Origin of the sequence: Paenibacillus typhae (assembly GCF_900099765.1) — a bacterium.
Classification (GTDB): Bacteria; Bacillota; Bacilli; order Paenibacillales; family Paenibacillaceae; genus Paenibacillus_AQ; species Paenibacillus_AQ typhae.
In genome coordinates, this window is record NZ_FNDX01000005.1 from 220,873 (window position 1) to 245,679 (window position 24,807).

A 24,807-nucleotide genomic window follows, 5' to 3' on the forward strand; every position below is an offset into this window, starting at 1 on the left:
TGTTCATTAGCTCTATCGTTGCCTGAGCGGCGGTGCTGATTCATAAATAAGCCCCTTCCTTTAAAATAACATATGAATGATTGCTCATATGTTAATATTATCCCTGCTGAGGTAAAATTACAAGCGGCTATATCTTTTATTTTATAGTCCCGGCCGCGGATAGGCATTATCCTGTTAGCATCTAAAATAAGCGGAAAAGTATGCAGTTTCTGCATTGACACTGTAAGTTTTAGGAGAATATAATGTGTTTAAGTTAACATATGAACAAATACTCATATATAGTTAGATCCAAGGGAGATGAGTCATTTGAGTACAGCTGAAGGTCTTGTGAAACGAAAGTGGATGCTTGAGGGGCTGGATTGTGCAAACTGTGCGATGAAGATCGAGAATAAGGTCAGTAAGATTGAAGGCGTCTCCTCCTGCTCAGTCAATTTTGCCATGAAGACGATGACTGTGGAAAGTGCTGCTGATCAGGCTGACAGCATCTCCGAGCAGGCCCGGCAGACGGTAACAAGCCTTGAGCCGCATGTGAAGGTGCGGGAGCTGAAGGCCGGAGGCGTCCGCAGGAAGACGCAGCCCGGAGCGGTCCGGGCTGTCCATGCCCATGAGGACGGAGACTCCGGCCATAACGGGCATGGGCACGCGCACGGCGATGCCGCCGCCCACAGGCATGGGCACGCGCACGGCGATACCGCCCACGGGCACGCCCACGGCGCCGATAACCATGGACACAGCCATGATCACGGCGCAGGAGACACCCGGCGCATCGTGCTGAGGCTTGCCGGAGGCGGGATTCTGGCCGCTGCAGCCATGCTGCTGCCGCTCGGCGGCATACCGGAGCTGCTGCTTTTTCTGGCCGCATATCTGATTGTCGGCGGTGAGGTCGTGCTGTCGGCAGCCCGTAATATTATCCGCGGCCGGGTGTTTGACGAGAATTTCCTGATGGCGCTGGCGACAATCGGGGCTTTTGCCATCGGCGAATACCCGGAGGGCGTGGCCGTAATGCTCTTTTACCAGGTGGGCGAGCTATTTCAGGGGATGGCCGTGAACCGCTCCCGCAGGTCTATTACTGCGCTGATGGATATCCGTCCCGAATTCGCGTATTTGAAGGACGGCAGCGGGCTGCGGCGGGTTCCGCCGGAGGAGGTCGAGATCGGGAATATCATTGTCGTGAAGCCGGGTGAGAAGGTGCCGCTCGACGGAACCATTCTGGAAGGCAGTGCGATGATGGATACCTCTGCACTTACCGGCGAATCGGTGCCGCGTTCAACTGAGCCGGGTAGTCAGGTGCTGAGCGGCTTCATTAACCGCAACGGCGTCATTACCGTAGAGGTGACCCAGACTTTCGGGGAATCGGCGGTATCCAAAATTCTCGAGCTGGTGCAGAATGCTGCAGGCAACAAAGCCAAGACGGAGAATTTCATCACCAAATTCGCCCGGGCTTACACGCCGCTGGTTGTCATTACAGCACTGCTGCTGGCTGTTGTTCCCCCGCTGGCGATCAACGGAGCGACCTTTTCGGACTGGATATACCGTGCTTTAGTCTTCCTGGTCATTTCCTGCCCGTGCGCGCTGGTCGTCTCGATCCCGCTCGGCTTCTTCGGCGGAATCGGTGCCGCTTCGCGCAGCGGGATCCTGGTCAAAGGCAGCAATTATCTGGAAGCGCTGAATGATGCGAAGATTGTGGTCTTCGACAAGACCGGCACACTGACTAAAGGGCAGTTTACGGTAACAGGAATCTTCTCTGCCGGGGGCTTTACAGAGGAAGAGCTGCTGCGTACAGCCGCGTATGCAGAGAGCCATTCAGGCCACCCGATTGCCGAATCCATCCGTGCGGCCTACGGCAAGGCCATTGACATGGATGCAACGGGGAACTATGACGAGATTTCAGGCCACGGGATTTCCGTTACAGTAGAAGGCAAGGCGGTGCTCGCCGGAAACGCCCGGCTGATGGAGCGTGAGGGGATATCAGCGGCTGAGCCTGCGCAGAGCGGGACTGTCGTTCATGTGGCAGTAAATCAGCAATATGCCGGACATCTGATTATTGCCGATGAGGTGAAGGAGGACTCGCTTCAGGCGGTCAAAGCGCTTAAAGCGCTCGGTATCCGTAAAACCGTTATGCTGACCGGTGACACCAAGGCGGTTGCTGAGGCTGTCGGAGCACAGCTTGGCATTGATGAAATCCATGCCGGCCTGCTTCCGCAGCATAAGGTTGAGGCGATTGAGCGTCTGGAGCAGGAAAAGGGCAAGCGGGAGAACATTATTTTTGTCGGCGACGGCATTAATGATACCCCGGTACTGGCGCGGGCTGATGTCGGAATGGCGATGGGCGGGCTCGGCTCGGACGCAGCCATTGAAGCAGCGGATATTGTGATTATGACGGATGAACCGTCGAAGATTGCCGCGGCAATCGGAATTGCCAAGCGAACACGGCGTATTGTCTGGCAGAACATTATTTTTGCCCTAGCCGTCAAAGGATTGTTCCTCCTCCTGGGCGCATTCGGAATCGCCACGATGTGGGAGGCGGTATTCTCGGATGTAGGCGTTACGGTACTGGCGGTGCTGAACAGCGTCCGCGCTCTGCAGATTCCCAAGGAATAGTCATGATTTTGCGAATGAAATTAGATGAATAAATATGAAAAATAAGCCTTTTTGGATTCCATAATGTGGGACTAAAGGCTTATTTTTTATGTGATATATAATGGAAATTGTCTGTTCTTGCCGATATAACAGTATAGATTTACAGCAAATGGAAGCTGCTAACTAATACTGCTGGGAGGACTAAAGGTGGAAAAAGAAGTAAAGCTTTGGACAAAGCTGAAAATGAAAACAAAAACACGCAAAACGGCCTCAATGCAAAGAAAATGGTCTCTGATTATATTGGCCATATCGATTATACCGCTGCTCGGATCTACCCTCTTTTTTACAACCTATTTCAGTAAGGTGACCAAGGAAGACAGTGAAGCAATCGCGGAAACGATCCTGGATATGAATGCTTCACGGCTTAACGAATGGTTAATGTCCAAAACCTCTGCTGTACAGGCGCTGGTCGCCCTGCATCCTGAATTTGATACTTCAAAGCCGGAGACGATTTTCCCGGCCATCAAGGTGCTTGAGGAAAGCGACATGCAGTCTGAGGGCTATAGTGTTATTAATAAAGACGGTCTGTTGACCAATATGCTGGGCTTAACGGCTGAGATGGGAACAGCGGATTACTTTTTGAAGGCGAAAGAGACGATGCAGCCTGCTGTGGCGGATATGACCTTCCTGGAGCCCCTGAGCAAGTATGTTATATCGGTAGTCGTCCCTTTTGCCGGAGCGGACAAGCAGTTTGCCGGAGCCATTGCCTTCTCGGTTACGCCTGAGATAATGAATGAGATGAACAAGGCTATCAAAGTGGCAGAAAGCGGCTACGGTTATGTTGTCTCGGGCGACGGGACTTACTATGCCCATTATGATACACAGCGGATCGGCAAAAACATCGCCGATTTCGCCGGCAGTAAGGAAATGAAGGCAGCGGCAGAAAAGATTCTGGCCGGGGAGAGCGGATCAGAAACCTATAAAGGTGAAGATGGCAAGGAGATCATTACGTATTACCAGACCGTACCAGGCACGAATTGGAAGCTGATGATCAATGTACCGGAAAACGAAATCTATGCAAAAGTAATATCGGCACAGACCGTTGCAGGCATTTTTCTGATCATTGTCATTCTGGTGGTTGTGTTCCTGGCGCTCTACCTGACGAAACGGATGGTTAAACCGGTGTCTGCCGTTTCCAAAGTGGTAAAACGGGTAGCGGAGGGCCATTTAAGCGAACGGATAGCTGTAACCTCGAATGATGAAATCGGCCAGATGAGCAAGGGCATAAATGAAATGATCGATGCTTTATCCGGTATTGTCGGGATGATTGATGCAGCAGTGGCTGAGGTGGCGATTTCCGCAAAGGGCCTGCTCGGATATGCCAATGAGTCGTCCAACACCTCGGCGGAGATTGCCGAAGTCATTAAGGAAGTGGCCCAGGGAATGGAAGAGCAGTTCAAGGGATCGGAGCAGTCAGCCCGGGCGACGGAAGAAATGGCGATCGGCCTCCAGCGGATTGCAGAATCATCCGTCAATGTATCCGACCAGGCGGAAAGTGTGAACAAGGAAGTAGAGAACGGGTATCTTGGAATCCAGTCTACGCTGGAGCAGATGAAGGTAATCAGCACGACAGCCGGACAGACTTCAGAGCTGATCGCAACGCTTACACAGCAATCCGAGCAAATCGGCCAGATTGTCGATGTGATCTCTGAAATTTCCAATCAGACCGGGCTGCTGTCCCTTAATGCTTCGATTGAGGCGGCCAGGGCAGGTGAACACGGGCGCGGCTTCGGGGTAGTGGCGAACGAAGTGAAGAAGCTGGCTGAGCGTACGAATACGTCCATCGTGCATATTGTGGAGCTGATCCGGCAAATCCAGACCTCTACGGCAAATGCTGCTGCATCCATGGAGAAGAGTATTGCTGAAATCGGCGACGGTATGGATAAAATGAACCATGTAGGCGCGGCCTTCGAGCATATCCGTTCCTCCATGCGTGAAGTGTCCAACCAGATTCAGGATGTCTCGGCTATCAATGAAGAGATGTCTGCCGGGACAGAGGAAATTACAGCATCCGTCTCGGATATGCTGACAATTGCCAAGGCATCGGCGGAGAATGCCGAGCTGGTTGCCGAGGCTTCTGTAGAGCAGAAGGATCTGATGGGTAAAGTTGTATCCGAGGCTGAAGCCCTCACAGCCATGATGGCTGAGCTGAAGGAAGAAGTGGGCCGGTACCGTTAAGCAGCCATATATATAAAGAAGCCCCCTCTGCTAGCGCCGCAGCGCTATGCATGAAGGGGGCTCTTTGTGCCGCTGAGTGAATGCTATACGGTTTCTTCCAGCTGCAGACTTTGGATGCCGGCGCGGATGATGCCGCAGGAGGCAATGAATTTGGCGGTCTCCTGCTCGTTCAGATTCAGCTCCAGCAGCTCCTGAATACCGCCGCCGCTAATGATGGCCGGGACTCCGGTGCATACTTCCGTCTGCCCGTATTCACCATCGAGGATCGCCGAGACGGCAATGATTTTGTGCTCGTCATTGAGGATCGAGCGGGTGATATAAGCCAGCGCGCTGCCGATGCCGAAATGGGTCGAGCCCTTGCGGGTGAAAATTTCCCAGCCGGCGTCCTTGGTCTTGCGGGCAAGATCGTCGAGATCGAGGCTGCTGAACCGCTCCCGGTGCTGCTCAAGGATCTGCAGCAGCGGCTTGCCGCCAATCGTGACGTGGGACCAGGCCACGAACTGCGATTCGCCGTGTTCGCCCAGCGCATAACCGTTGACGCTGCGCGGATCAATAGAGAACACCTCGGAGAGCAGAGTCTTTAGCCGTGACGAATCGATGGAGGTGCCGGTGCCGATTACACGGTGGCGCGGGAGTCCGGATATTTTCCATACCATATATGTGACGATATCGACCGGATTGGCAGCCACCACAAAGATGCCGTCGAAGCCGCTGGCCATAATGTCGGTAACAATCTCTTTAGTGATAACAGCGGCGGCGTCCAGCACATCAAGTCTCGTCTGGCCGGGCTTTGGATTGGCGCCAGCCGTCAGGATAACCACATCCATGCTGCCGCAGTCACCGGCAGTTCCGGCATACACCTTGGTTCTGGTTCCTGCAAAATCCATGCAGTGCGAGAGATCAAGCGCTTGTGCCATGGCGCGGTCATAGGTACGGTCAACCATCATGATCTCATCGCAGATGGCCTGATTGACCATGGAATAGGCACAGCTGGAGCCCACATTTCCTGAGCCGACGACCGCCACTTTTCTAGATTTCGTTTTCAATTGCCTTGCCCTCACTCTCTAAAAGTAATACCCGGCCCCGCCTGTGGAAGCTGGAGGTTAAGTATGTCTTTATTCTAACTGATCTCATCGCAAGTTACCTGACATCAGAATGAAAATTCCAGCCGGAAGCAATCAGCTTTTGTCACATAATATACGAAAATCAGGAAAGATCCAGCGTCTGTACATAACTATTGTATTCGGGAAATACCGAGAGGGGATATAAGTTGACAAACCTGGAGCAAAATTAAATTACATGCTGCTGACTCAGCATCTCCAAATAACGGAAAGAGCATCCCCTACCCGGCAAGGATAAGAGATGCTCTCTGTAAGATTCTAGCCCCGCGGCTGCGGAATACGTTCCTGGGGCGGAGACATCAGGGTATAGCGCTTATACATGAACACCCGCCAGTGGAGAATCATACCGAAGGCCAGGATGAAGAAGAGGCCGCCGGATTGCGGGACGGATACATACCGGTTGATAAACTCATGGAGTACGGTGCGGACGAGCAACAGGCCCAGCAGTATGAAGGCGAAGCTCTTGGAACGCTGGGCGTAGATCAGGCCGTCCCGTCCTTCGAACTTGGTGCTGCGTATCAGCGGATAGGCAAAAATGAACCAGCCGGCCAGAAAAGCCAGCACTGCCCACCACCATGGAAAGCGGACTTCAGGTACTACAAACATGGCGAAGCCGGTTGACATCCCCAGGGGCGGAATCCATATTTTGCGGAGGGTCACCGGACGCTCGCTTGCCTTCAGGCGGATGAAAATAACCATCAGCGCCATGAAAACGGCTCCCAGCGTAGAGCCTATATGCAGAAGCGAGGGATTGATATTGCCCATCATTCACGTTCCTCTCTGTGATTTGTGTCACTTATTTCTTCATTATAGCAGAAATTTCTTTGTAAACAGAATGCTGGTTAAGCGGAAGACACAATGAACCCGCCAGGCTGCCCTGGCGGGTTCATTGCAGATTATGCGTTATAATCAGGTTCAAGGGTTACCCTTGATCACTCAGCTTACGAACGGCTGCGTCCGCCAACCGAACGGAGAATCAGGCTGACGATAGCAATCAGAATTACTGCACCGATAATGGATTGGAAGACATAGAAGTCACTGATTCTAGGACCCCAGTCGCCCAGCAGCATACCGCCGAGCCATGAGCCAAGGATACCGGCAATAATATTACCGATAATACCTCCCGGAATGTCTCTGCCCATAATCAGACCTGCCAGCCAACCAATCACGCCGCCTACGATCAACATCCAGAGAAAACTCATTTTGCTTCAGCTCCTTTTTGTATGTGTGTGTTGCCTTCGATGGTTACTATTAACCTCAAGCAATACGTTTAAACCATGTGGATAATTTTGTATTTACAGGCTGATACGACGGTTTACTATGCCCTGGGAACAGCTGTTTAATACAGGTGAAGTACCGGGTAAATAAACATGTTATATTGATTTAGAGAACCCTAAACAGAGGAAGCTGCATAGTACAGGGTAAATGTTATGTAAGCAGCAGCAATTATAAAATGCAGTTTACTGCAAAGGAGACGCGGATATGAAGCAGCCGAATGAAGTGTTATTTTACATTGGTACTTATAATACTAAAGAGAAAGAAGCTATCCTGCTCGGAGCCCTTAATAAAGATACCGGGGAAATGAGGGTGCTGGGCGGGACCGCAGGCATTGAGAATCCTTCCTTTCTGGCCTTGAACAGCTCCGGAACTGTGCTCTATGCGGTAAGCGAGCAGGATGAGGGCAAGGTCCACGCTTTTGCCGCTGATGCCGGTACCGGGGCGCTGCAGCCGCTGGGCAGCAGAAGCACGGACGGCGGTGCACCCTGCTATGTATCTGTTTCCCCCAAGGGTAACTACATATTCGTAGCTAATTATACCGGCGGCAATGTGAATGCCTTTCCGGTAAATGATGACGGCTCACTTGGCGAAATGTCCGGCCAGGTCAAGCATGAGGGCTCGGGAATCCGCCAGGACCGGCAGGATGCACCACACACGCATTCTGTTATTCCTGACAGCACCGGGGAACGGGTGCTGGTATGTGATCTCGGGATTGATCAGGTGCTGGTCTACCGGCTTGTGGACGGCAAGCTGGTTACACACCGTGAAGTGGATCTCCCGCCGGGCTCGGGCCCGCGCCATCTGGCCGTCCATCCGTCAGGACAATGGATGTATCTGATTAACGAGCTGAACAGCACCATTACGGTATTTGCCAACAATGAGCAGCAGGGCGACCTGAAGATTCTGCAGAGTATCAGCTCGCTGCCGGAGCATTATCCGGCCGGAAGTGATGATACGGCCGCAGATATTCATGTGTCACCATGCGGACGGTTCCTGTATGCGTCGAACCGCGGACATGACAGCATCGGCCTGTTCTATATTAATGCAGAGACGGGATTGCTGGAGCAGGGGGACTGGGTGAAATCGGGCGGACGGATACCGCGCAACTTCGCAATCATCTCTGGCATGCTGCTTGCTGCCAACCAGGAGAGCGGCAATATTGTTTCTTTCCGGGTTGACAGGGAGAGCGGCCGGCTGATCCCTACCGGTAACGAGCTGGAGGTTACCGCTCCGGTCTGTCTGGTTCCGGTGCAGCCATAGCAGAACAATAAGGGCCTTCCCTGCAGCCGGCTGCAGGGAAGGCCCTTGAGCAATAATGTATGAAGAATAAGGGCAAACTACTGTAATCCGCCGGGACTCCCGTCTCCGGTATAAAAGCCGATATCATCCAGCATGATCCGGTCGCCTTCCTCTTGCAGGTAAAAGGTGATTTCGGTTAATTCATCGGGATTAAGGGCAGGCTCTTCCGTAAGGAAGCTCTCAAAAGGCAGTTCATACGTCTGGAATACCGCCTCTGACAGGTCTCCGTATTTACCGCCGCTGACCCGCTCCTCCAGCCAGGGGCTGATTGTGAACGCTGTCTGCGGCAGCGGAAGGATGTCCATCACTTCATCCAGCGGCAGCCGGGCGCTTACTTCATTGCTGTCAGTCAGTTCGATTTCGACATCGGGAGCCGGGGCAGCCGCTGCAGGCACATCCGGCTCACTGTCTTCTGCACCAGGGTCGGCATTACGGTTCGCCATGGAGAAGGTCAGGCCTTCCGCACCGGAGGCGGCCAGCTCCCGGACTACGCTGTCCTTAAGCAGGATACTGTACGAGCCTGCTTCTTCTCCCGCATCGTGCTCCAGCAGGATACCATAGGTTGCTTTGCTCTTGGACTCGCGGTCCTTGGCCGTTTCCTCGGTCCAGCCCAGACCTGTCACGGCTGCAGTGCCGCCTGTCACTGTATTCTTGTTGCGGTCCTCATCATAACTCGCGACCGGAATATACCCGCCGCTCTGGAAACGGCTGAAATATGCTGTATCCGGCAGCCACTGCAGCCCGCTGCGGTAATCCCTGAATAACTCCTTGTATCCGGTTTGTCCGTGCAGGGTGGTTTCAAGGAATGCTGATACATATACCTTAGCAATCTGCCGCTGTTCATCCCCGTCCATAATCTCTGCCCGGCTTAAGAATAAGCCCGCCGGCAGGGACTGGTCATACAGGCCCCAGTCCGTATTGAACTGGCTGTGGTTGGCATCGGCGATATAGAGCGAGCTCTTGAAGGCGGATGAGCCGCTGGAGTAGCTGGAGCGTATATATTGCCGGTCTCCGTAAAAGTCATGCACATCACCGTCCCGCGCACCCTGCAGTGTCAGATAATTGACATCCTTTAGCCGGGCCTGCTGGTCGTCGATGGCTTTATCGGTTGGAGCCAGTGCAATAACAGATGATATTGTAAACTGTCCGGCGGCTGCGAGGACAGGATCATCCCTGAACCAGCGTGCTGCATCGGCTGCCATGGCGACCGCCTGGCCGCCGCGGCTGTGGCCCAGCAGGGCCGTTTTTGTATAATCGACCTTCCGGTAGAACGGATTATCCGGCTGCTCCGCATATTCCCCGATCTGCTCCAGATGCTTCAGAATCATCCACGTCCGCACCTTGAAATCATTGTCCGGAATGCCGGACCAGGCCGAATAGTTAAGAAAATTCTCATCCAGCGTCACCGCAATGAACCCCCGGCTGGCTAGAAGTTCCCCCAAATAGGCGTACCCTGCTTCCGAATAATCCTCCATCATGTGGTTGCCGTGTACCATCAGCACCAGCGGAAAGGGGCCGGTGCCTTCAGGCATCCATACCTGGGCATTGAGCGGAAGCGCAGTATAATCGAATCCCCAGAATATCGTCCGCAGCTTGGGCCAGTTCTTGATATAGGCTGAAGCATCGGCAGAACCGGAGGTCAGCCTGACCTCTGAACCATACGCAGCGCGGTGCAGATCCTCTCCGCTGCCGTAGGTGAAATGCTCGTAGCTGTAGCTCCCCGGTGCTCCGGGGTCGGCTGCGCTGATTGGAGCAGCATTTCCGGCTTCAGCGGTTGTGGTACGCTCCGGAGGCTGCCCGGGTCCCGCACCGTACAGCGGCAGCGGAGCCAGCAGCAGGACCGCGGCGAGCAGAACTCCCGACACGGTCCGCCTGCTGCGCAGCAGTCCGGCCGACAGCCCGGCTGCTCCGCCCAGCAGAGCGGCAATGGCTGCAACAGCGGCGGCTGCTTCAATCGTCAGGTCGGAGAAGTACAGAATGAGCAGCACAGCTCCGAAGGAGCTGAGTACAGTTCCGGCAAACAGCTTAGGAAAGCGGAGGCCGGTCAGGGACAGCAGCAGGGCCAGAAGATTCCCGGCCAGTGCCAGCACGAGCGTTCCGGCTCCTGCCGCCAGAATAATATCCGCCGGGGCTCCCATACCTGTCGGAATGCCCAGGACGGCAATAATAAAGGCCAGCGTGCCTATAGTCCAGGGACCGGCCAGTGCGGTCCTCCATAAGGTTGTGTCGTAAGCGTAGGTTAACATGATGCGTCTGCCTATTTCCGCGAATATGCGTCTGATCAGCCGAGGTCTTTGCGGCTGCGGCAGCTCTGGAGCATATTCCAAATCCATTCCCATGTTTTTATCCCCCATAAGATGTAGCAATATTATTACTTTACAGCTTTTGCAGCTTTGATAACAAGCGGGTCTTGCAGGAACAGCCGCCATTTGCTTCCCGCAGAAAGAGCAGAATGCCATCTTGAAGCCATTCTGAAAAAAAGATTTGACAGGTGGCAGAGATTTCAGTATTATGTGTTTAAACCTACTAAACGGGTAGGAATAATTAAATAAATGTTCTTACCGTACAGACGGAGGAGCGCCCGCTTGAAGCAAGCAGACACGTGTCTACAGGACCGGTTTGACCTGCCATATGTGGGCATTCCTGCGTCTTTTTTCTACTAACATGAATTTCAGAGGCATTTCTAATATTAAAAAAACATGGGGGAGTGGTTGGAATGAAGAAAGGGATCAAGAAGGGGCTTCTCGCCGGGTTTACATTACTGCTGACGGCAGGGCTCACTGCTTGCGGAAGCAACGGCAATACGAACAACAGTGCAAATTCAGCAGCAGGCACGCCTGAGGCAACCAATGCAGGAACGAATGCGGCTGCTGCAGCCGAAGCGACAAAGGCGCCGGCAAAAGATCCGGTAGAGCTGCTGAATGTCTCCTATGACCCTACACGCGAGCTGTACGAGAACTATAACAAATCGTTTGCTGATTATTGGGAGCAGGAAACCGGGCAGAAGGTAACCATTAAACAGTCCCATGGCGGTTCCGGAGCGCAGAGCCGGGCGGTGCTTGAAGGACTGGAGGCGGACGTTGTAACACTGGCGCTTGGTTATGACATTGATGCGCTGGCTGATAAAGGGCTGATTAATGCAGGCTGGGAGAGCAAGTTCGAGCATAACAGTTCGCCGTACACCTCGACCATCGTGTTCCTGGTTCGCAAGGGCAATCCGAAGGGCATCAAGGACTGGCCGGATCTGCTGAAAGAGGGCGTGGAAGTGATCACTCCGAATCCCAAGACTTCCGGCGGAGCACGCTGGAACTATCTGGCGGCGTGGGGGTATGCACTGGACAATAACAATAACGATGAAGCCAAGGCACAGGCATTTGTCCAGGAGCTGTTCAAGCATGTGCCGGTACTGGATACCGGGGCGCGCGGAGCTACAACGACCTTTGTAGAACGCGGCATCGGCGATGTACTGCTGGCGTGGGAGAATGAGGCCTATCTGTCCATCAAGGAGCTGGGCCCGGACAAATTTGAAATTGTGAACCCGTCCGAGAGCATTCTGGCAGAGCCGCCGGTAGCGATCGTGGACAAAACAGTAGACAAGCGCGGAACACGCGAGGTAGCTGAGGCCTATCTGAACTACCTCTACACCGAGGAAGGACAGAAAATCGCCGCAGAGAACTATTACCGTCCGACACTTGAGAGTGTGAAGGAGCAGTTCAAGGACCAGTTCCCGGAAATCAAGCTGTTCACCCTGGCTGAGAAGTTCGGCACCTGGAAAGAAACCCAGGAGAAGCATTTCAATGACGGCGGAATCTTTGACCAGATTTATGTGCCGGGAAGCAAATAAATAAGATACTGGCTTTTAATAACCGGATGCCTCAGCCGCAAGAGCTGGGGCATTCATGAATGATATGGGCCTGGGGAGCCTGCTCCGTCAGGGACGCTGATCGGTGACAAGCCGAAGGCAGGAAAGGATGGGTGCATAGATGAATGTCATTTCTACGGCTGCAGCACGGCGCAAGGTGCTTCCGGGCTTCGGCATTACGATGGGTTACAGTGTACTGTACCTGAGTCTGATAGTACTTCTGCCGCTATCGGCGCTGCTTATCAATTCAACCGGGCTGAGCTGGGCCAAGTTCTGGGATATTGCTACCGATCCCCGGGTGCTGGCCTCTTACCGTGTCAGCATTGGTACTGCTGCGGCTGCAGCGTTAGCGAATGCTTTTTTTGGCCTGCTGATGGCCTGGGTGCTCGTGCGTTACGAGTTTCCGGGCAAAAGAATTTTCGACGCTCTTATTGATCTCCCGTTTGCCCTGCCGACCGCGGTTGCCGGTGTTTCCCTGACCGCACTTTATTCCCAGAACGGCTGGATCGGCTCTTTATTCGAGCCGTACGGCTTCAAAATTGCCTTTACCCCGCTTGGAATCACGCTGGCGCTGATGTTCATCGGCATTCCCTTTGTTGTGCGGACCGTCCAGCCGGTGCTGGAGGATCTTGACAGGGATATGGAGGAGGCTGCAGCAACATTGGGTGCAAAGCGCGGCCGGACCTTTCTGCGCATCATTCTGCCTGAGGTATTTCCTGCGCTGCTTACCGGCTTCGCGCTGGCCTTTGCCCGGGGGATCGGTGAATATGGCTCAGTCGTCTTTATCTCCGGGAACATGCCGATGCGGACGGAAATTGCCCCGCTGCTGATTATGTCCAAGCTGGAGCAGTTCGACTACGCCGGAGCGACGGCGGTGGCGTTGCTTCTGCTGCTGATTTCCTTCCTGATGCTGCTGGTCATTAACCTGCTTCAGCGCTGGGCCCGCAAAACATCAAGATAAAATAAGGAGGAATAAACATGGCAGGAACTGTGCCTATGCATGCCCCTAAGCGAACAAGCAGCACGGCCTCATCCGCAACCAATGAATCCCGGGTAGTGAAATGGGTGCTGATTGCAGCCGCCGGGCTGGTAATGCTCTGGCTGATTGCCCTGCCGCTGATCGTTGTGCTTACTGAGGCACTGAAGCGCGGCTGGGACGTCTACTGGGCTGCACTTTCTGATCCGGATGCGGCTTCAGCCCTAAGGCTGACACTGCTCGTAGCGGCGATTACGGTTCCGCTGAATACGATTTTTGGCGTAACCGCAGCCTGGGCAGTGACCAAATTCCGTTTCCGCGGCAAAGGCTTTCTGATTACCCTGATCGATCTGCCGTTTGCCGTATCGCCGGTTATCGGCGGGCTGATCTTTGTGCTTGTGTTCGGTTCGAGCGGCTGGTTCGGCTCCTGGCTCAGCGATAATGACATCAAGATTGTTTTTGCCCTCCCCGGCATTATACTTGCGACACTGTTCGTAACCTTTCCCTTTGTAGCGCGCGAGCTGATCCCGCTGATGGAGGACCAGGGTACGCAGGAGGAAGAGGCGGCGATTACGCTGGGCGCCAAGGGCTGGCAAATCTTTTTCCGTGTTACCCTGCCCAATATCAAATGGGGGCTGTTATATGGCATCATTCTGTGCAACGCGCGGGCGATGGGAGAGTTCGGGGCAGTGTCCGTAGTATCCGGCCGGATCCGGGGAGAGACCAATACGCTGCCGCTGCATGTGGAAATTTTGTATAACGAATATCAGTTTTCAGCTTCCTTCGCAGTTGCTTCACTGCTGCTTCTACTGGCCCTGGTTACAATGATTATCAAAAGCTGGCTAATGCGCAAAAATGCTCATTGACAGTGATTTGGTTCCATGCTAAGTTAAAGCTCAGTATACAAGTTGGAAATGACGGGATTTAGGCGGAGATAACCCCCTATCCGGGGAAAGGGAGGCTGGAAAATGGCTAAGCCACTGAAGGTGGATGAGTTATGGCTATCACGAATTTCAGAACTGCTGGACAATATGGAATTCGGCTCACTGCACATTGTGGTGCATGAGGGTCAGATTGTTCAGATGGAGCGTACGGAGCGTAAGCGTTTCGAGAACAGCTCAGCAAATCCGCGTTACAGTGGGGAAGCCGGAAACCGGCGTACGGATGCCCGTTCGGCGGGACGGGGATAGAAGGCAGCTTTTAGCGGCTCGTTCAAAATAATAGACAGGAACAGAAACAGAGCAGCGTCCCTTCAATGTGAAGGCGGAACGCTGCTCTGTTTTGCTGTAATTCTATAATGTTAGTACTGTGGTCTCCTGCGGTTGCCGGAGAGGCCTTCGATCAGCAGGACGATAGCGGTAATGGCATGCATGATCCAGCCGACAAACGGAATGAGTGCAACTACCGAAGTGACAATTCCGATCATGTTACCGATGTACGGCCCGCGTTCTCTCAGCAGGATGACTACAGCCGCCGCATGGAGCAGGAAGGCAACGCCGAGCGGCAGCCAGGCATTGGCGACAACGAAGGTACCCCCGATAAACGGAATGGCCAGAAACGCCTCGTACGCAAAAGTCCCCCATTTAAATAATTTGCCCAGTGATGACATGATGGTTCACCGATCCTTTTCAAGTTATAGTGGAGCCTGATTATATTACTATTAGTTACCCGTCTTCTTGGATTGAGAATAGGCAATGATGTCTGTGGCGGAATTCTTTATAGCATACGTTGGAATCGGCGATCCGTTTCAAAATGAACCCCGGGCTTATCCGCCCCTCGCCTTGATTGCGGCTGCTGCTGCGTATATATTGGTAACAGTGCAGGGGACAGTCAGCATACCCCTGTCAGAGAGCGGGGGGAAGATCAAGTATGAACCATGTATCTAAACCGGAAATACGCCATGAGCTGCCTTCAGTAGAGCAGTATCTGGCTCTGCGGATAGAGGCGGGCCTGAGTCCGATGAGTGCTGAAGGCGCGGCCGCCGGACTTCCGCGATCCTGTTTTGCAGTTACCCTATATGATGGCGGGCAGCTGGTGGGCATGGGCCGGGTGATAGGGGACGGGGGCTGCTTTTTTCAGGTTACGGACATAGCGGTAAAGCCTGCCTATCAGGGCCGGGGCTTGGGAAAAGCGGTCATGCACGAAATCAGGCAGTTTCTTGATACTGTGCCGCAGCCGTCCTATGTAAGCCTGATTGCAGATGGTGAGGCCGCCAGGCTCTATGCGCAGTATGGCTTCACTCCTGTTATGCCTGAGTCACAGGGGATGTTTCTGCGGCGGTAGAGCGTAGATATATAAACTTAGCACGAATTGACGGATAAAGCGGCATGCTAGCAGACGAAAGGTGAGGAAACGAAAGATGGATGTAGTGGTAATAGGAGCGTCAGGAACCATTGGAAAGGCCATTGTACAGGAAGCGTTAAAAAGAAAACATGAGGTAACCGCAGCCGTCCGCCATCCGGAATCGCTGGAGCTGCAGCATGAACGTCTGCAGATTGTACGCGTGGACGCGCTTGATCCGGCATCTGTTGCCGCGGCAGTAGCGGGGCACGGTGAAATTATTAGCGCCTTCGGGCCAGATCCGGGGCAGGAAAATGACCTGCTCAGAGCGGCAGACTCCTTGATCGAAGGGCTGCAGCAGGCAGGTGTAGAGCGTCTGATTATTGTTGGCGGTGCTGGCAGCCTGAAGACTGAGTCCGGGGAGTGGCTGATGGATACGGCCGGATTCCCCGGGGAGCTCCGGCCGCTGGCTGCAGCGCATGCGCATGCTTATGAAATATACAGGGGCTCAGAGCTGGATTACACCTATATCAGCCCGCCTGCAGCAATTGTCTCCGGCCGCCGGACCGGCATGTTCCGGATCGGCCTGGACCGGCTGATTACGGATGAGAACGGCGAGAGCAGTATCAGCGTGGAGGATTTTGCCGCCGCCGTGGTTGATGAGCTTGAGGAGGGCAACTTCAGCCGGGAACGGTTCACAGTAGCGTATTGATTCACCTTAATAAGCGGGGCGGGCAGCAGCTGCAGCCCGCCCAAAGGGGATTGTTCCCCTGCGCAGGAGGGGTAAGACTTATTGCATATGATGCTGTAAGGCTTGCCTCTTTTGCTTGTGCAAGCCTGGCTGATTCTTAATCAAGCGAGACAGGGAAGGGGTTGAGGTATATGGATCTGGTCACTGCAGAGGAAATGCGGCAGCTGGACCGTACTACGATAGAGAAGCTGGGCATTCCGGCAATTGCGCTCATGGAGAATGCCGGGCGTGCGATTGCTGAGGAAGTCATTGCACTATGCCGGCGCAGGCAGTATAACAGTGGAAACAGTGTGCACGCCGATGCAGGGCATGGCTCTGACTGGGGCATGGAAAGTGATATTGTGCGCAGAGGCAGCAACGGGGGGAGTGTTACGGGCGGTACCGGTCGCAGCATAGGCGGCGGCTGGAACGGCAGCAGCGGGGTGAGCGGCGGTGCGCAGCCGCCGCAGGAATTCAGGGTCAGCGCCGACCGCGCGCTGACCCTGGACCATGCCGCCGCCGAGCACTGGCTGATCCTCGCCGGCAAAGGCAACAACGGCGGCGACGGCCTCGCCGCCGCCAGGCACCTGCGTGAGGCAGGCCTCGCCGTCACGCTGGTGTATGCGGCCGCGCCGCAGACGCTGGCCGGGGAAGCCGCCGTGCAGCGTGATGCTGCAGCGGCGCTGGGGATTCCGGCCGTGGTCCACGGCCGGGACCGCATCGACTTTGCCGGCTGCACCGGCATCGTCGATGCCCTGCTCGGCACCGGAAGCGCGGGAGAGCCGCGCGGTGCCTATGCGGACCTGATTGCCGCGGCCAATGCCAGCGGCAAGCCGATTGTGTCCGCGGACATCCCCAGCGGGCTGGACGCGGACACGGGGGCGCTGCATGAGCCTTGCATTCATGCAGCGGTGACGGTCTGCCTCGCGCTGCTCAAGCGCGGGCTGGTGCAGTATCCCGGCGCGGGAGCAGCCGGGAGGGTGGTGGTCCGCTCCATCGGCATCCCTGCTGCTCTGGCCCGGGAGGCCGGGGTGCAGGCCAGCCTGCTGACCCCGGAAGTGCTGCAGACCCGTCTCGGGGTCGACGTGTCGCGCCGCCGCTCGCCCGAGGGCCACAAGGGCACCTACGGGCATGTCCTGCTGGCGGCGGGAAGCCTGTCCATGAGCGGCGCCGGCTTGCTCGCGGCACGGGCCGCGCTGCGGGCAGGTTGCGGTCTGGTGACCTGGGCACTGCCTGCAGCGCTGCTGCCATATGTAATCGGTGCCGCTCCGGAGATCATGCTGGCTGCAGCCGGCGGCGGAGAGGACGGCACCTGGAATGCGGAGACAGCCGCTGAGGTGCTGCGGCTTGGCGGGAAGCGTGATGTGGTTGCCACAGGTCCCGGACTGGGCCGGTTTGCCGGAGACAGGGAATGGCTCCGCATGCTGTGGGAAGGGATCAGCAGCCCGCTGGTGCTGGATGCGGATGCCCTTAATATTCTGGCGGAATGCAACTATACGGAATGGTCCAGTCCCGGCAGGCCGGTTATTCTAACCCCTCATCCGGGGGAAATGGCCCGGCTCGCGGGCGTATCCACGCCGCAGGTACAGCGTGACCGGATCGGTCTTGCCCAGGCTTATGCCGTAAAGCACAGCGTGGTCCTTGTACTCAAAGGCTCACACACCGTAATTGCCTCGCCTGAAGGGGAGGTCTATGTCAACGCCACAGGCCATCCGGGAATGGGCACTGGCGGAGCAGGCGATGTGCTGACGGGAATGATAGCCGGCCTGCTCGCCCAGGGCATGGATGCCGTCCAGGCAGCAGCCTTCGGCGTGTATCTGCACGGACTGGCCGGCGAGCGGGCGGCCGGCTCACGGAATCATCCGTCGGCACTGATCGCCGGAGATATGATTGAGGCGCTCTAGAAGCTGCTATGGATCTGCATCAACGGGGCTGCGGACAGATTGCGCATTAGCATTTCTCAGTACCGGTATACAGTAGCTTCGCTAACTCCGGCTATTGCAGGACCAGGCAGAGCAGCGGCACGAACAGGGCGAATACAGGCAGCAGCAGCGGGTAACGTTCGCCGGCCAGCTGGGCGAGGCGGAACAGCAGCAGGATGCCGATTCCGTACAGGCCGCAGGTCTGTGTATCTCCGCCCTGCTCTGAAGCAAGCCACAGTCCGGCCCCGAATCCGGCAGCGGCGTAGAGGATAAGGGAAGGGCCGAGCCTGGAAGAACGGAACATGGACAGCAGGGCGTCGGCAATCAGGGCTGCAGGCAGGGCGTAGGCGTAGACGGCATACGGGACTGAGACCGGCCATCCTTCCGGAACCCCGTCCGTATGCGGGAGTCCGAGCAGGACAAGAGAGACGAGCATAAAGGTCAGCCCGGCAGCGGACAACTTGGACAGGGCGTAAATACCTGCCGACAGCCTTACGGAAGGCATGTCATACTCCTTGATTTTGTTCATCTGAAAACGTCCTTTCAGGTGTGATCTCAGCTTGTAACCATGTCTCCTCCATTGACATGAATGCAGGTGCCGGTAACGTAGGCTGAATCGGGACTGGCCAAATAGACATAGGCACCGGCAAGCTCATAGGGCTGTGCCGCCCGACCCAGCGGCGTATCGGTTCCGAATACGCTGACCTCGGCGGCGGTGTAGCTGGATGGGATCAGCGGAGTCCATACCGGGCCTGGAGCCACACTATTGACGCGGATTCCGCTTTCGGCAAGCGACAGGGCAAGGGAACGTGTGAAGGTGACGACAGCGCCTTTGGTTGACGAATAATCAATAAGCTCCTTATTGCCCTGGTAAGCGGTAATCGAGGCGGTGTTGATGATGGATGAGCCTTTTGTCAGATGCGGCAATGCCGCCTGACTCATGAAAAAGAACGGAAAGATATTGGTCTGAAAGGTCTGATGCAGCTGCTCCTCTGTAATGTCCAGAAGACTGCGCTGCGGATACTGTACCGCAAGATTATTGACCAGAATATCCAGCCTGCCTAGTGTCTGCACGGTCTGCTCCACCGCCTGAAAGCAGTTGTTCCGATACCGCAAATCTGTCTCAATCCGCAGGCAGCGGCGGCCAAGCTGTTCAATGCGCCGTGCTGTATCGCTGGCATCAGAGGCCTCATACAGATAGGCAATGGCCACATCCGCCCCTTCCCTGGCAAAAGCGATAGCCGCCGCCCTGCCGATCCCGCTGTCCCCGCCGCTGATCAGGGCCACCTTGCCCTTTAGCCTGCCGCTGCCGCGGATTTCCGGATCTTCGCTGATCGGCCGGGGCTGCATCAGGCTCTCCAGTCCGGGCTGGCGGTTCTGGTGCTGCGGGGGGAAGGCGATTTTTTGTGTGCGGCACACCGTCTGTTCCCCGTAAAAGGGATATGTCGGGTTCATTGCGCTATATTCCTCCTTGCGTGCTTCCGGTTTTGTATATTTCTATGCATCCGCCCAGAAAAGCGTGCGCTTTCTGCGGCATAAGACATCGGAAATGACCGGGCGCTTATGTATGCTGCTGTACCTGAATTGAATAATAGAAAGGTGGATAAATAATATGCTGTATCGAGCAATGGTAGCAGAGGATTATGACGCAGCCTGCAGGCTGTGGGAAAATACGGCGGGGATGGGCCTTAGCGAAGCCGATTCGCGGGAGGGGATTCTGCAGTTTCTCGGGCGGAATCCGGGCCTGAGCCAGGTATGCGAGGAAGAAGACGGAACGCTTGCCGGTACGGTTATGTGCGGGCATGACGGGCGCAGGGGATATATGTACCATGTAGCCGTCAGTACAGCCTGCCGGGGCAAAGGGGCCGGCCGTGAGCTGGTATCCCGAGCACTGGCGGCCCTTCATGAGGCAGGCATAGCGAAGTGTCATCTGATGGTGATTGAAGGCAATACGCTGGGACGCAGCTTCTGGTCGGGAACCGGCTGGCAGGAGCGGGAGGGCCTCGTACTTTTTTCACAAAATACATAATAAAAGCTGCAGTCCTTAGGTGACAATGAATGTAATGGTGTAGGTTCTGCGTTCGTGCAGTATAATGTATAGGCAATTAATATGGCGAACTTAATAAAAGGTGATCAGAACAATGCGCTTCAAGGATGTATTCTCAATAATCGGGCCCGCTATGGTCGGCCCTTCAAGCTCTCATACCGCCGGTGCCGCGCGGATCGGCCGGGCTGCACGCCAGGTTCTGGGTGAACTGCCGCGTGAGGCGGAGATTATTTTCTTCGGATCCTTTGCCGCCACCTATCAGGGGCACGGGACGGACCGGGCGATTATCGGCGGACTGCTGGATTTTGCTACGGATGACCACAGGCTGCCAGACTCGGTCGAATTGGCCGCTGAAGCCGGAATGGACATCTCCTTCCGTCAGGGCACAGGCCTGTTCCCGCATCCGAATACGGTCAGGCTCCGCCTGGTCGGCCGGGATACCGGTACGGAGCTGACGCTGACGGGAATCTCCATCGGCGGCGGAAATATCGAAATTGTGGATATCGACGGCTTCGGCGTGAAGCTAACCGGGATGTATCCCACGGTGCTGATCAATCATATGGACTATCTCGGCGTGCTGGCCAGCGTTACGGATGTCATGCGCAGAGGACAGTTTAATATCGGTCATATGTCGCTTGACCGCAAAAACCGCAGCGGCGCGGCACTCACCGTGCTGGAGCTGGATGAGCCGGCAACAGCCGGGCTGCTTCAGGAGCTGCAGGCCCTCACAGCCGTGAAATCGGTCAAAGTGGTGGACTTGAACGGAGTCAAGCAAGAACAGAAAGGGAAGGAAAGCACACCATGAATTTTCAAACACTGAGCCAGCTGGCTGTATTATGCGAGGAGCGGGGTCTCGGCATCGGAGCGCTGATGCTTGAGGAGCAGAGCGCGGAATCGGGACGTCCGCAGGAACAGGAATTTGCCACAATGAAGGAATATTACGGAGTCATGAAAGAAGCGGTACACCGCGGGATGACTCAGGATACCACCTCGCGCAGCGGTCTGACGGGCCTTGATGCCCAGCGGGTAGGTGCTTATAACGCGGCTAGTGAGCCATTCCTGGGCGGACCGGCCGGACAGGCAATGGCCTATGCGCTGGCGGTATCGGAAGTGAATGCCTCGATGGGCCGGATTATAGCGACTCCGACAGCAGGCTCCTGCGGCATTATTCCGGGAGTCTTTCTCAGCTGCCAGGAGCGTTTCGGCTGGGATGACGATTATATGGTTTCGGGGCTGTTCGCTGCAGGGGCGATCGGCTATGTTATTGCCAATAATTCCTTTGTATCCGGAGCGGAGGGCGGCTGTCAGGCAGAGGTTGGTTCGGCGATCGGCATGGCAGCCGGGGCGCTTACCGAGCTGCGGGGCGGGACGCCGGCCCAGGCTATCCATGCCGTGGGGCTGGCGCTCAAAAATACGCTTGGCCTGATCTGCGATCCGGTTGGCGGGCTTGTCGAGATTCCCTGCATCGTACGCAACGGCTTCGGGGCTGTTACTGCTCTTGCTGCTGCAGATATGGCGTTGGCAGGCGTACGCAGCGTGATCCCTTCAGACGAAGTGATCAAGGTGATGCTGGAGGTCGGCTCAGCCATGCCGGAGAAGCACCGCGAGACCGCCGGAGGCGGTCTGGCCCAGACACCGACCGGCCGTCAGATCATGAAGGATCTACGGAACAAGAAGGGCTAAAGGGCGGGATTTTTTCCGGCCGCTAACGTTTACCCTATCTCTATTCAGCGGTTTATAGCATACGGAACCGTTCCAGCTGCTCCCACTTTCCCTCGCGCCGGAGAATTTCCGGCTGCTTGGGACCGAGCAGGTCGAAGTGGGGAAACGGTCTGCGGTTATGGATATACTGCGGGGGAAGACCGTTCTGCTCACACCAGCGACGTAGACGGGGGAGGTCGCTGCAGCCTACTTTGGTTACGGTGGTTATACCCGGGAACCGGGGATCAATCCAGTAATGGGTCAAAAAAGCAATCTCTCCCCGCAGGACCGCCGCTTTCCACTGGTTCAGTTCTTCTCTGTTAATTCCGAAGGCCATAGCTGTCTCATCCTTATCCTTGGGGTAATTGTCGGCCGGCTTCCTGCAGTGTTATTGATATTAACCTTGCAGGAGCGATTATCCAGGGTATTGTATTACCGATTATACTAAGTGGAAAATCGCCATCTATTTCCGGGCTTAAGGCAATATAGAGCAGACTAAATGGAAAAAAGACACCTAATTCTGATTATTTAGCCCATAATAGCATTAATGGTCAAAAATAAGTGGCGATTTTCCACCTAATGCTTAGAAAGCTTGAGAAATGGTGAAATTAGCTGCCGAAAATCCACTTAGTTATAGCCGCTATTAATAGTGTGGCTTCATTGCAGCTTACGAAAGGAGGCTTAGGATGAACGGACAGGTTAGAGCGGATATCCGTCCCGGGCTTGAGGTGGATATTGTGCTGAAGCAGGATCAGGCTACCGGCAAGCTTACACACGGTACAGTAAAAGACATTCTCACCAATTCGCCCCGCCACCCGCATGGAATCAAGGTGCGGCTGGCTGACGGGCAGGTCGGCCGGGTCAAAAAGATCACAGGCTGATGCTGCGGCCCTATATTGCAAAGCTGCAGACAGCTGGTTTATGATCAACAGGCTCCAAGTACTCTGCACATCTTCATAAGCGTTGCATTAAGCACCCGCTGTATCCTGCAGTGCCTTCCGGCGCCGGCTGATATAAAGCGCTGGTGCTTTTTTATTACCAGACGGTACGGAGCGCTTGGCAGCTTGTCTTCGCCCAGAGCTCCGTCCGGCTCTCGCCCCAGAGCTCCGTCCGGCTCTCGTCCCAGAGCTCCGTCCCGTCGCAGGGACTTGCTACAGCGCTCCGCCTCACCGCCGCATGAATTCCTCCACATCCATATCCGCCTTGGTCTGGTTGCACAGGTTACAGGCGCAGACACAGTTGTCGGGAGTGGTATGGCCGCCTTTGGCCCGGGGCAGGAGATGGTCAATCGTGTCGCCGTACAGGCCGCAGAAATGACAGGTATAGTTGTCCCTTGTCAGAATCAGCTTCCGGAAATCCTTGTTGCTGTACAGGCGGCGGATGGTCCGGCGGTTAACCACGACAGCAGCGTGCTCACGGACCAGTGTAACGGCCAGCTCCAGATCAATCTCCTGGTGCCAGCGCCGCCCCTTGTCACTGTGGCCGCGCATCAGAATCATCCCTTTGGCCGAGGGCACGAGCGCGGAGTAATCATCAGGCTCCGGCTTGGGCCACCCGCCCAGCGGAGGCTTCCGCCGCTGCTCGGCCGGGCGCGGCCGCGGTTTGGCGCGTTCACCTGCACTTGCGGCAGAGGATTTGCTGTCTCTGGAGCGTACCGGCCGGGAGTGCGGCTTAGGCTGTGCTGTCTTGGGCTCGTGCGGTGCATCCCCTCTTGTAGGCAGAGTCTTGGCAGTCTGCCGGGCAGCAGACCCTGTATGCTGTGCAGGGCCTTGGCCTGCAGGAACCGCGACGGCTGCCTGCCGGGCAGAAGGTATGGCTGTGTGGGCTGCTTGACCGGTCTTCCCGGCCGAAGCGGATACAGCAGGCTTCACAGGAGCTGAAACAGCCGTACCCGGCACCGGCGGGAGCCCGCTTATGTCTGCTTTGCCGTGGATCTTGCGGCATTCCCGGCACGCGCCGCGGCGGGATTGGCCTTTGGAACGTTTGCCCGTCCGTCTGCGGAATTCGGTAAGCGGCTTATGCTGCTGACAATATGCACATTGTTTGGAAACAGGCATGCTGGTATCGGTCATAGGTATATTAGGAGAGACGCTCTGTCTGCGTCTGTCCGCTCCATTTATTTTTTAAAAGATAATCTGTAGTTCCAGTATAACGTAAAGCGCGCCCATTCACACGGCAGGGGAAATAACAGGCCTTTCACGATTTTGTGATTTCTGTCTCGGCATTCGGCAGGGAAAAGCTGTAAACTTTATTAAAAATGCGGAAATGGGGAGCGGATCATGGGACAGCTGAAAAAGAGGCCTGGCGCCGTTATTGTTCTGTATGTGCTGCAGGCTTTTCTGGGAATCGGGGCGATCGGCGGCGGGCTGATGCTGCTGGTTGATCCGAGCGGTGAAATGATGGGGATGCCGGTCTCTGTGCTTGAGAGATCGCCTTTTGACAGCTTTATGATTCCGGGTCTTCTGCTACTGATTATTTTCGGAATTCTGCCGCTCGCAGTACTCTACGGACTGGTGAAAAAACCGGACTGGCGGCGGTATGCCGGGCTGGGACCGTTCAAGGTGCTGCATCCTGCCTGGACCTTCTCCCTGTATATTGGCTTCGGGCAGATTATCTGGATTATGGTGCAGACTTACATGATGAATGCTGTCTCTGTGGTTCATGTTTTCTATACTTGTGTGGGCCTGCTTATTCTGGCAGTCACCATGCTGCCTCCGGTGCAAAAATATTTTATGCTGGACGGCTCTGCCGAAAGAAGTTAGAATGGCAGTGA

Annotated in this window: 24 protein-coding genes; 15 read left to right on the forward strand and 9 right to left on the reverse strand. The window is 55.4% G+C overall.

The window, feature by feature from the left end; all coding sequences use genetic code 11:
• Positions 1–306 precede the first annotated feature (306 nt).
• Entirely contained in the window at positions 307–2,601 is a 2,295-nt protein-coding gene (locus BLR64_RS06835) for a heavy metal translocating P-type ATPase (RefSeq protein WP_425262167.1), read from the forward strand.
• A 186-nt stretch (positions 2,602–2,787) separates the two neighbouring features.
• Positions 2,788–4,818: a methyl-accepting chemotaxis protein gene (locus tag BLR64_RS06840; protein ID WP_244157630.1), complete on the forward strand. Its 2,031-nt coding sequence runs from the start codon at positions 2,788–2,790 to the stop codon at positions 4,816–4,818.
• An 83-nt stretch (positions 4,819–4,901) separates the two neighbouring features.
• Here the strand turns inward: BLR64_RS06840 and BLR64_RS06845 are convergent, their stop codons facing one another.
• From BLR64_RS06845 to BLR64_RS06855, 3 genes are all read right to left on the reverse strand, one after another.
• A complete protein-coding gene (locus BLR64_RS06845) occupies positions 4,902–5,864 on the reverse strand; it encodes an L-lactate dehydrogenase (protein WP_090713409.1) in 963 nt (320 codons plus the stop codon).
• Positions 5,865–6,197: 333 nt separating this feature from the next.
• Positions 6,198–6,704, reverse strand: coding sequence for a CcdC family protein (locus BLR64_RS06850; RefSeq protein WP_090713455.1), 507 nt, complete (start codon positions 6,702–6,704; stop codon positions 6,198–6,200).
• 176 nt (positions 6,705–6,880) lie between these two features.
• The gene (locus BLR64_RS06855; RefSeq protein WP_068723663.1) at positions 6,881–7,141 is read right to left on the reverse strand and encodes a GlsB/YeaQ/YmgE family stress response membrane protein; all 261 of its coding nucleotides are present in this window, start codon (positions 7,139–7,141) and stop codon (positions 6,881–6,883) included.
• Between the two features lie 280 nt (positions 7,142–7,421).
• Here BLR64_RS06855 and BLR64_RS06860 point away from each other — a divergent pair, with 280 nt between their 5' ends.
• Positions 7,422–8,477 (forward strand): lactonase family protein, encoded by a 1,056-nt coding sequence (locus BLR64_RS06860; protein WP_090713410.1) that lies wholly within the window; start codon positions 7,422–7,424, stop codon positions 8,475–8,477.
• Positions 8,478–8,554: 77 nt separating this feature from the next.
• On the opposite strand, the gene BLR64_RS06865 is transcribed toward BLR64_RS06860, so the two are convergent.
• Positions 8,555–10,855, reverse strand: coding sequence for an alpha/beta hydrolase (locus tag BLR64_RS06865; RefSeq protein ID WP_167360618.1), 2,301 nt, complete (start codon positions 10,853–10,855; stop codon positions 8,555–8,557).
• Positions 10,856–11,232: 377 nt separating this feature from the next.
• On the opposite strand from BLR64_RS06865, the gene BLR64_RS06870 reads away from it, so the two are divergent.
• From BLR64_RS06870 to BLR64_RS06885, 4 genes are all read left to right on the forward strand, one after another.
• Positions 11,233–12,360, forward strand: coding sequence for a sulfate ABC transporter substrate-binding protein (locus BLR64_RS06870; RefSeq protein ID WP_090713412.1), 1,128 nt, complete (start codon positions 11,233–11,235; stop codon positions 12,358–12,360).
• A gap of 139 nt (positions 12,361–12,499) precedes the next feature.
• Positions 12,500–13,339: a sulfate ABC transporter permease subunit CysT gene (cysT, locus tag BLR64_RS06875; protein ID WP_090713413.1), complete on the forward strand. Its 840-nt coding sequence runs from the start codon at positions 12,500–12,502 to the stop codon at positions 13,337–13,339.
• Positions 13,340–13,356: 17 nt separating this feature from the next.
• Entirely contained in the window at positions 13,357–14,220 is an 864-nt protein-coding gene (gene cysW / locus BLR64_RS06880; protein WP_090713414.1) for a sulfate ABC transporter permease subunit CysW, read from the forward strand.
• 102 nt (positions 14,221–14,322) lie between these two features.
• Positions 14,323–14,544, forward strand: coding sequence for a YezD family protein (locus BLR64_RS06885; protein ID WP_090713415.1), 222 nt, complete (start codon positions 14,323–14,325; stop codon positions 14,542–14,544).
• Between the two features lie 110 nt (positions 14,545–14,654).
• On the opposite strand, the gene BLR64_RS06890 is transcribed toward BLR64_RS06885, so the two are convergent.
• Positions 14,655–14,963 carry a hypothetical protein gene (locus BLR64_RS06890; protein WP_090713416.1) on the reverse strand — a complete coding sequence of 103 codons (309 nt, stop codon included), beginning with the start codon at positions 14,961–14,963 and terminating at the stop codon, positions 14,655–14,657.
• Positions 14,964–15,223: 260 nt separating this feature from the next.
• On the opposite strand from BLR64_RS06890, the gene BLR64_RS06900 reads away from it, so the two are divergent.
• From BLR64_RS06900 to BLR64_RS06910, 3 genes are all read left to right on the forward strand, one after another.
• Positions 15,224–15,637 carry a GNAT family N-acetyltransferase gene (locus tag BLR64_RS06900; RefSeq protein ID WP_090713418.1) on the forward strand — a complete coding sequence of 138 codons (414 nt, stop codon included), beginning with the start codon at positions 15,224–15,226 and terminating at the stop codon, positions 15,635–15,637.
• 76 nt (positions 15,638–15,713) lie between these two features.
• Positions 15,714–16,346: an NAD(P)-dependent oxidoreductase gene (locus tag BLR64_RS06905; protein ID WP_090713419.1), complete on the forward strand. Its 633-nt coding sequence runs from the start codon at positions 15,714–15,716 to the stop codon at positions 16,344–16,346.
• A 170-nt stretch (positions 16,347–16,516) separates the two neighbouring features.
• On the forward strand, positions 16,517–18,268 hold the full coding sequence (locus BLR64_RS06910; protein ID WP_090713420.1) for an NAD(P)H-hydrate dehydratase: 1,752 nt from the start codon (positions 16,517–16,519) through the stop codon (positions 18,266–18,268).
• A gap of 91 nt (positions 18,269–18,359) precedes the next feature.
• On the opposite strand, the gene BLR64_RS06915 is transcribed toward BLR64_RS06910, so the two are convergent.
• Both BLR64_RS06915 and BLR64_RS06920 read right to left on the reverse strand, forming a co-directional pair.
• Entirely contained in the window at positions 18,360–18,815 is a 456-nt protein-coding gene (locus BLR64_RS06915) for a hypothetical protein (protein WP_090713421.1), read from the reverse strand.
• 26 nt (positions 18,816–18,841) lie between these two features.
• Positions 18,842–19,741, reverse strand: a complete 900-nt coding sequence (locus tag BLR64_RS06920; RefSeq protein ID WP_090713422.1) for an SDR family oxidoreductase — start codon at positions 19,739–19,741, stop codon at positions 18,842–18,844.
• Positions 19,742–19,898: 157 nt separating this feature from the next.
• Here BLR64_RS06920 and BLR64_RS06925 point away from each other — a divergent pair, with 157 nt between their 5' ends.
• The 3 genes from BLR64_RS06925 (at position 19,899) to sdaAA (ending at position 22,016) form a co-directional block, all read left to right on the forward strand.
• On the forward strand, positions 19,899–20,315 hold the full coding sequence (locus BLR64_RS06925) for a GNAT family N-acetyltransferase (RefSeq protein WP_090713423.1): 417 nt from the start codon (positions 19,899–19,901) through the stop codon (positions 20,313–20,315).
• 112 nt (positions 20,316–20,427) lie between these two features.
• Complete coding sequence (gene sdaAB, locus BLR64_RS06930) at positions 20,428–21,138, forward strand: L-serine ammonia-lyase, iron-sulfur-dependent subunit beta (RefSeq protein WP_090713424.1); 711 nt, start codon at positions 20,428–20,430, stop codon at positions 21,136–21,138.
• The gene (gene sdaAA / locus BLR64_RS06935; protein ID WP_090713425.1) at positions 21,135–22,016 is read left to right on the forward strand and encodes an L-serine ammonia-lyase, iron-sulfur-dependent, subunit alpha; all 882 of its coding nucleotides are present in this window, start codon (positions 21,135–21,137) and stop codon (positions 22,014–22,016) included. The genes sdaAB and sdaAA overlap by 4 nt, the downstream gene beginning before the upstream one ends.
• Before the next feature lie 52 nt (positions 22,017–22,068).
• On the opposite strand, the gene BLR64_RS06940 is transcribed toward sdaAA, so the two are convergent.
• On the reverse strand, positions 22,069–22,371 hold the full coding sequence (locus BLR64_RS06940) for a hypothetical protein (RefSeq protein WP_090713426.1): 303 nt from the start codon (positions 22,369–22,371) through the stop codon (positions 22,069–22,071).
• Positions 22,372–22,720: 349 nt separating this feature from the next.
• Here BLR64_RS06940 and BLR64_RS06945 point away from each other — a divergent pair, with 349 nt between their 5' ends.
• Complete coding sequence (locus BLR64_RS06945; RefSeq protein WP_039869328.1) at positions 22,721–22,915, forward strand: YwbE family protein; 195 nt, start codon at positions 22,721–22,723, stop codon at positions 22,913–22,915.
• 285 nt (positions 22,916–23,200) lie between these two features.
• On the opposite strand, the gene BLR64_RS30735 is transcribed toward BLR64_RS06945, so the two are convergent.
• Complete coding sequence (locus BLR64_RS30735; RefSeq protein WP_244157631.1) at positions 23,201–24,091, reverse strand: HNH endonuclease signature motif containing protein; 891 nt, start codon at positions 24,089–24,091, stop codon at positions 23,201–23,203.
• Between the two features lie 222 nt (positions 24,092–24,313).
• Here BLR64_RS30735 and BLR64_RS06960 point away from each other — a divergent pair, with 222 nt between their 5' ends.
• The gene (locus BLR64_RS06960) at positions 24,314–24,796 is read left to right on the forward strand and encodes a hypothetical protein (protein ID WP_090713427.1); all 483 of its coding nucleotides are present in this window, start codon (positions 24,314–24,316) and stop codon (positions 24,794–24,796) included.
• The last annotated feature ends 11 nt before the right edge of the window (positions 24,797–24,807 follow it).

Excerpts from the sequence above, each read along its gene's own strand:
- BLR64_RS06920 (WP_090713422.1), bottom strand. The coding sequence starts at position 19,741 with ATGAACCCGACATATCCCTTTTACGGGGAACAGACGGTGTGCCGCACA.
- BLR64_RS06945 (WP_039869328.1), top strand. The coding sequence starts at position 22,721 with ATGAACGGACAGGTTAGAGCGGATATCCGTCCCGGGCTTGAGGTGGAT.
- cysW (WP_090713414.1), top strand. The coding sequence starts at position 13,357 with ATGGCAGGAACTGTGCCTATGCATGCCCCTAAGCGAACAAGCAGCACG.
- BLR64_RS06860 (WP_090713410.1), top strand. The coding sequence starts at position 7,422 with ATGAAGCAGCCGAATGAAGTGTTATTTTACATTGGTACTTATAATACT.
- BLR64_RS06870 (WP_090713412.1), top strand. The coding sequence starts at position 11,233 with ATGAAGAAAGGGATCAAGAAGGGGCTTCTCGCCGGGTTTACATTACTG.
- sdaAA (WP_090713425.1), top strand. The coding sequence starts at position 21,135 with ATGAATTTTCAAACACTGAGCCAGCTGGCTGTATTATGCGAGGAGCGG.
- BLR64_RS06925 (WP_090713423.1), top strand. The coding sequence starts at position 19,899 with ATGCTGTATCGAGCAATGGTAGCAGAGGATTATGACGCAGCCTGCAGG.
- BLR64_RS06865 (WP_167360618.1), bottom strand. The coding sequence starts at position 10,855 with ATGGGAATGGATTTGGAATATGCTCCAGAGCTGCCGCAGCCGCAAAGA.
- sdaAB (WP_090713424.1), top strand. The coding sequence starts at position 20,428 with ATGCGCTTCAAGGATGTATTCTCAATAATCGGGCCCGCTATGGTCGGC.
- BLR64_RS06885 (WP_090713415.1), top strand. The coding sequence starts at position 14,323 with ATGGCTAAGCCACTGAAGGTGGATGAGTTATGGCTATCACGAATTTCA.
- BLR64_RS06960 (WP_090713427.1), top strand. The coding sequence starts at position 24,314 with ATGGGACAGCTGAAAAAGAGGCCTGGCGCCGTTATTGTTCTGTATGTG.
- BLR64_RS06890 (WP_090713416.1), bottom strand. The coding sequence starts at position 14,963 with ATGTCATCACTGGGCAAATTATTTAAATGGGGGACTTTTGCGTACGAG.
- BLR64_RS06850 (WP_090713455.1), bottom strand. The coding sequence starts at position 6,704 with ATGGGCAATATCAATCCCTCGCTTCTGCATATAGGCTCTACGCTGGGA.
- BLR64_RS06905 (WP_090713419.1), top strand. The coding sequence starts at position 15,714 with ATGGATGTAGTGGTAATAGGAGCGTCAGGAACCATTGGAAAGGCCATT.
- BLR64_RS06855 (WP_068723663.1), bottom strand. The coding sequence starts at position 7,141 with ATGAGTTTTCTCTGGATGTTGATCGTAGGCGGCGTGATTGGTTGGCTG.
- BLR64_RS30735 (WP_244157631.1), bottom strand. The coding sequence starts at position 24,091 with ATGCCTGTTTCCAAACAATGTGCATATTGTCAGCAGCATAAGCCGCTT.
- BLR64_RS06915 (WP_090713421.1), bottom strand. The coding sequence starts at position 18,815 with ATGAACAAAATCAAGGAGTATGACATGCCTTCCGTAAGGCTGTCGGCA.
- BLR64_RS06910 (WP_090713420.1), top strand. The coding sequence starts at position 16,517 with ATGGATCTGGTCACTGCAGAGGAAATGCGGCAGCTGGACCGTACTACG.
- BLR64_RS06940 (WP_090713426.1), bottom strand. The coding sequence starts at position 22,371 with ATGGCCTTCGGAATTAACAGAGAAGAACTGAACCAGTGGAAAGCGGCG.
- BLR64_RS06900 (WP_090713418.1), top strand. The coding sequence starts at position 15,224 with ATGAACCATGTATCTAAACCGGAAATACGCCATGAGCTGCCTTCAGTA.
- cysT (WP_090713413.1), top strand. The coding sequence starts at position 12,500 with ATGAATGTCATTTCTACGGCTGCAGCACGGCGCAAGGTGCTTCCGGGC.